We start from the raw sequence: 6611 nt of genomic DNA on the forward strand, positions 1-6611 counted from the left end.
ATTATATTAATTTGGTTGACTGGACGGGGCGAATTATCCGCGACGATAAACGTGGCGCAATCAGCGAAAACCTTCCACCGATACTTGCTCGATTAAATATCGATATTGATGCTTGGCTGCTACAAACGCAGCATTTTGAACAACACTACCAAGCTTTGTTCGCTAAGCGCAGGAAAAGGCGCGCCGCTTAGCCTCAGCGACTTCAATTACATTTCTGCGGCACTAACATCCATCACTCCTGCGTCAATAAATAACCCCAAGGCATTAGCGTTGGGGTTGTTGTGTGTTTTTGGCCTATGGGCGAAAAATTCTTGAAAGTAGGCGAACTCTAGTGTTTTTACTTAATTGTGGGTGTCTTTATTTTTTTAGAGTGCCTGTCCTGCATTATTATTGGTGCGATGCTTTTCTCGTACAAACACAAGTGGAGAGTAAGCTGTCAGATTGCCTTGCCTTGTTATACATTGTTGCCTTTTACAGCATTTAAAAACATGTCTCCTGCACGACTTCTAACCAACATCCTAAGGCTCTTATTCTCTGGTGTGTTTATTACGTCTGCCAGCCTTAATTGACACAGTAGCGCGCAGGATGTATTCCAAGCCTGAGGTTTGGAATTGGGGTACATAACCCATTCATCCACTAAGTCTTGACCGCCATACTGGTGTTCTGTGGAGTACTCTCGTCTAGATGTGATCGAGTCCAAAAGGATGGCTTCGTTGCGCCCCAAACTAGACAGGGTTGATACATAACCAGGATTCACTGCGTTGTTAGAAAGCTGGCAAGATAATAAATTTATCCACATTTCACTAAGAAGAGGATCGGTTTCCTGTGATACTTCTTCGAGAGCCCTTACAAAGCTTTTTGGGTGATCAATGTTTTTAATCATTGTTGAGCGGTCTACCGCACGCTCTAAAGCATGCAGTGCCAGAGATTTTTCAACCTCGACCATATTGTCAAACTTTTGTTTAATATAGCGCCCAAGACCATCAGTTGTTTCAGTGATTGGCGCAACTAGCTTTTCAAAAGTTACGAAAGTAGTCGCTGCTGCTCTTACGTAAACCTCACCGGGTATTTTTTTTGCTATTTCTTCAATGGAACCCATGAGAAGCCTTATTGATAATGGATGTTTAACGCCGCCATATGCGGCAGCTTTGTAGTTGATTTTTTTGTGGCAGTCTTTTTCGCCACAAAAATAAGCGACGGAAAAGCTGTCAGCATGATGGCTTGGTTATAACTAATTATTTAGAACTGATGCACCAATTATAAATGCTATAAATAAAAACAATGGTAACAACAATATTAACATTACAAGATCTTCCCTACGAAGACCAACTTCCATTACATTACTTTTGGGGTTTCTAGAGTTATAGCTGATTAGTAACTTCTCACCCGATACATAGGGAAGCATATGTTTTTCTATGCTCGATTCACTAACAAAACGATGAATGCGGTAGCTAAAGTTACTACCCTCATAAACAATCCCATCAATAGAAAATTGATACCGAATCCCTACAGAGTAGTAGACTCTATTTTCATCACTGACCTTATTAACTTTAAAATCCAGTATGTCAGCATATTTCTGATTCCAATATTTAGATCTTATCGCAGGGTACAACCTAAATAAATTTACTAAAACAGTAATCAACCAAAAAATTAGGGCAACCAATAAGTAACTGTCAATAAGCTCGACCTCTAGTGTTATAACATTTGATTCACGCTCATGGTCACACATAGAAATATGTCTACATATAGACCTTTATGTCCACAACTATACCTAAATGGCTAAATATAGCCATTTCCCAACATCAAGCTTGTGTCTACATTTAGGCACTTATGAACACAGCTTTCAATAATCACTTCTTTGCCCCCCTAGCCTTTCGGCAGTAGGTCGCTGTTTGGATTCACGAAACACTCCAACCTAATCACACCTCAAAGCATTTACAGGTAATGACCCACGCTCAGAAACAGGTATCGGTATGCACCTTTGGGGCTGTCACAAACAGGACGTTTGTGCAGAGCTTACAGGCTTTTGCAGGGACGCAAATGTTAGGGCAATGCATCTAGGCAGGAGCCTATTATTAGACATTGCAGGAGCATAATGTCGAGGAGCGATTGCCGAGAAGTATTCACAGCGTGCCCCAGAGGTGCATGCCAATACCGCCGCGCCACACTGCTCAACCACCCCCAAACCCTACACCATTCCCAACAAATAAAATATTACCCAATATTACACCAACCAAAAAAAGCTAAGCACACAGAGCACTTAGCTTTTTATCCGATAATTTAAAGGCGGGTTACCCCTCCCTTAAATAGACCTTTAATACCTAGTCCATTTCATAGCGATCAATAACCGCACGCACCAAGCCGCTGCGTACAATATCCTCACGACCGAAGGCGTGTATTGCGACGCTATTCAACCCCTCCAAACGTTTTATCGCATCGCCTAGGCCGTTGGGGCCTTTGATATCACTTTGTTTGATATCGCCATTAATTACCACTTTACAATTTTCACCAATACGGGTTAAAAACATTTTCATTTGCGAGGGGGTTGTGTTTTGTGCCTCGTCAAGAATAACAAAGGTGTCCTCTTTAAAAGTGCGGCCACGCATATAAGCCAAGGGCGCCGCTACAATTCGACCGTGTCGCATTAAATACTTCACGGTACCGGCACCTAAGCGCTCATTTAAAATATCGCGAAAGGCATCAATATAGGCGGCAAACTTTTCGTCTATATCGCCGGGTAAGAAACCTAAATTTTCGCCGGCCTCCACCGCTGGCCGCGTAATAATAATGCGCTCTATCTGGCCGTCTTGCATGGCTTCGGCCGCGAGTGCGCCCGCGCAATAACTTTTACCCGTACCCGCTGGGCCAATGCCAAATGTTAGGCTGCTATTTTTAATCGCGTGAATGTAATCTTTTTGGGCTTTAGTACGAGGGCGCAAAGGTTGTAGATCTTGTTGCGGAGCGTAAGCGGTAGAGACTTGTTGTCTCGCGTTTAGCTCAAAGATCTCGGCGCTTTCTAAGCCGGGAAGGTTTTGGTGCTTGGTACCTTTTTTACGCTGGCCTCCTCGTCCAGAACTATTGTGTGAATTGTGTGCTTGGTAAGCCGTATTTCGTTTTGCGCTTGATCGCTTGGCCATAGATTGTGTTCTCCGAAAAAAATAGGTTAATCACCAATTAATTTGAAACTTTCTATCTTCTGACTGTGCATCCGTATTCTAAAATTTAAGCCGAACAATAAATTGCCCCGACTTTTTCATTACCCTCCACGGGCAACACAATTAACACGACTCAATGACAATTCTATTAAACCGCTAATAGACTCCCACTTATCGCCCCCAGCCTGTATACATCAATAAATACCGACTGGCGCTTATGTATTACTTATGTAGCACTTAAGCTTGCGTTGCCTGCAGCCTTAAACTGACTATGAAACAAATTTAAAAACTTGCCAAGCATATTTTTAAATTAATTTATTTTTTTGCAGACAGCGGCAAAATGATGGGCTAGACTGCTAAGTAACACAAACTCGCGCTATGGAATTTTAATACCACTAAAAATTCCACACCCTCCCTACCCCCTAAAGTTCCTTCATTCACCGGCTATTTTCTTTTAACGAACTAGCTTGGCATTATTTTTGATTTGCTTTAAATAACGACTCCGCCCCACCTCAATCGCCCTGTTAGATTAAAAGCATCACTAAAAGCCCGCACCGTTATTCCATTTAATATTCTACTGCCTTATTTTCAGCCAAAAAAAAGGGCGCCGAAGCGCCCTAAAGAATCCCTTTTTGTGCAATTTTACAACGAGTGCTCAAGTAAGATTTTATTCGACTGGTTTACTGCAGTAGAAAAACGCACGTATAAAATCTTGCGTTCTGCATCCAGCGCCCAAGTACCCGCCTTCGCTTGCGCACCCAATAACACATTGAAATCTTCGACGTAAGCTAGGCCCACATTGTTGTGTTTCACTGCATTATAAGGCGCATCAATTAAGTTAATTTTCAGTAAATAATTTTGCTGCTGAGGCTTTCCGGCATACTCGCCCTCACTGGCGCCAACATTCACCATTAATTGCTGCGCAAACTTTTCTACGGTAAAGGCGGTACGTGCATGTTCACCGCGCTGGTAGCCCATGCTTTCGCCATCATCATCATGCAGCGTAAACGTCGATGCACCAGAGCACTTCGGGTAAATATCGAGGGTTAGCGGGTCTGCGTGAACTTCTGTGTCGATATACAGAATCTCTGGCCCCATTGGAATAATGGCACCACGCTTCACATACAAAGGCACATGCTTCAGGTTTTCTACGCGCACATCGGCTTTGATGGTTTGGTTACCGTTATAAATAGTGTGATTCCAGTAATCGACCCATTGCTCGCCGGCCGGTAAAAACACATCCATTACGCCGCCAAAATCCGCCGCCGACTTATACACAGGCGCCACTAACAACTCTTCACCAAACATATATTGAAATTTAAGGTGATCAGCCTGCCCGGGGTACGCTAGTTTCATGGGGCGCGTTAATGGCATGGCCTCTTCCCAAATAATATTGGTATAGGTGTACATATAGGGCAGCAAACGGTAACGCAACATGCGTGAGAAATAGGAATATTGCTCGGCCACTTCACCCCAGGACCATACATCACGCGGTGTCCAGCCGTGGTTACGGGTACCCGTTGTAAAGTCTGAAAACTGAATCCAGCGCAGCGCTAGCTCGGTACTTTGCGGCCCAACCACACCCGAGTGTCCTGGCGTATCGGTATGCAAATAAGACCAACCACCCACAGCGCCATCAGGGCCGTACACTACGCCTTCGATGCTTTGCTCTAAGCCCAACCAAGTCCCTGCAACATCACCGGTCCAATGCACGGGCATGGTTTTTTCGATGTCGTCCTCATTGGGTGGGGTTTCGATACCTATGCCGTCTTGATACACCCCTGCAGCATTAAATTTGCCGCCCTCGGCGTTCTCGGTATTAGGCAGCGTGTAGTGTCGCGCCATAAACATTAAGCGCTTATCTTCACCGAAGTGGCTACGCATTTTATTCCAAATTTGCGTCTCGGCCTTAGAGCCACCACTCCAAAAATCTAACCAGGGCGCATCTAAACCTGCATCCAAATGGCTTTGCATGGCCGCCATCCAATCTTGGTTATTACTTTCAAAACCACCCGCGTGATAGTTCATGATGACCTTAAAGTTCATCGCGTGTAGCTCGTCCATCATAGCCTTAGGATCTGGGAATTTTTGATTATCCCACTTCATGTTATTTGGCCAATCCCAACAGCTAAAGTTACCCACAGTGCCGCCGCACCAATACATATCCAGCACCATAATGTCGGCGGGGTGAGTGTGGTCGCCATAGGGGTTTTCTAAACCGCGTAACGCGCGCGCGTGGTTTAGAAAGCCTTCTTGAGTATCGTAACCAAATGGAGCCTCTGCCGAACCATAACCCCACTGCGATTGCATAAAGCCTAAGCCCCATTTAGGAATCATAGGCTCTGTTTTCGGGCGATTAAGGTTTAGGCCAACAGGGCTTGCCGCCACGACCGCTGGCGGCACAACCTCACAAGAGGCTGCCTCTACAGGCATGGATGATACGCTCGACGAACTCGCTACACTGCAGCTTTCACCCAAGGCAAGGCTAATGTTATCGAGTTGAACACCGATTGAGCTGGCGCCCAAATTGAACGTTAGCCGTGCCGTTAAATCGGTAGCATCAGCAAAGAAACTGTGGCTAAAAGCTTGGTATTGCGTGCTCAAACTTTGCTGAACAGCACCGCCCGATAAACTGGCATAGTCCGGTGCGGCATCATCAACATTAACGCTAATATCACGCTTGGCATCGGCCTTGGCGTGGTAACACAAGGTGTACTCCTTGCCCGCCTCGATCGCGACGGGGTGCATTAACTGCACATCCCATGGGTTAGCGCTCACTTCGGCGATAGCGACCGAAAACTCTCCATCAAAGCTTACGGTTGCCGCTTCAGCAAAGGCGACAAAATCTTGTCTGCCCGCATTAAAAAGGCCATTACTGGTCAACATTGAAACAGTGGCCGCCGCTGCAGAAGAAGCACTGCCTGCCTCACTGGCAACAGAGCTAACCGCAACGCTAGCGGCCACTGAAGATGCCGGTGTAGCAAGGCTACTCAGCGCGCTTGAACTTGTAACGCTCGCCGCAACCGATGAGCTTATGGCCGCACTGCTGGAAGGCTGCCCTTTATCAACGGTGCCCGTACAAGCAAAAAGTAACGGTACCGCCACAAACAACAATGCTGGTGAGCGCCGCTTGAAGGCTAAATGGTATGACATGGTGAAATTCCCCTAAAGTTGTGCGGCGCAACAATAGGATGGCCGCACTTTTATCTGTAGGGCGTCATCAGAACTCAAACGGGTTTTTACAGCGTCCTTTGTACTACCGTACGCAGCAAAGGACAAAAAAGTGTGACAAGAATCACACTAAAGCGGAAAGTGGTCCGTCGCTAGTGACGGGGAATGCGCCGCCATAAAACCCTTAACTGGGCGCAACTAATCAGGTAGGGTCGAAATGACGCTCACCTAAAAGGCGAATTGATTGTTTTCTGGGCATTCAAGCGTCAGGCCTTGCAGGGATAG

4 protein-coding genes and 1 pseudogene are annotated in these 6611 nt (G+C 45.8%); 1 reads left to right on the forward strand and 4 read right to left on the reverse strand.

Translation table 11 applies throughout. From position 1 onward, the window contains the following. Positions 1-191, forward strand: a pseudogene (locus AC3A8L_RS18675) (hypothetical protein); the annotation flags it as partial. Positions 192-454: 263 nt separating this feature from the next. Here the strand turns inward: AC3A8L_RS18675 and AC3A8L_RS18680 are convergent. The 4 genes from AC3A8L_RS18680 to AC3A8L_RS18695 form a co-directional block, all read right to left on the reverse strand. Next, positions 455-1099, reverse strand: a complete 645-nt coding sequence (locus AC3A8L_RS18680; protein ID WP_487963791.1) for an Abi-alpha family protein — start codon at positions 1097-1099, stop codon at positions 455-457. 132 nt (positions 1100-1231) lie between these two features. Next, a complete protein-coding gene (locus AC3A8L_RS18685) occupies positions 1232-1729 on the reverse strand; it encodes a DUF3592 domain-containing protein (RefSeq protein ID WP_487963792.1) in 498 nt (165 codons plus the stop codon). Positions 1730-2321: 592 nt separating this feature from the next. Further along, entirely contained in the window at positions 2322-3137 is an 816-nt protein-coding gene (locus AC3A8L_RS18690; RefSeq protein WP_487963793.1) for a PhoH family protein, read from the reverse strand. A 660-nt stretch (positions 3138-3797) separates the two neighbouring features. Beyond that, positions 3798-6308, reverse strand: a complete 2511-nt coding sequence (locus AC3A8L_RS18695; RefSeq protein ID WP_487963794.1) for a TIM-barrel domain-containing protein — start codon at positions 6306-6308, stop codon at positions 3798-3800. Positions 6309-6611: the final 303 nt, after the last annotated feature.

It is taken from the genome of Marinagarivorans sp. (assembly GCF_982758155.1).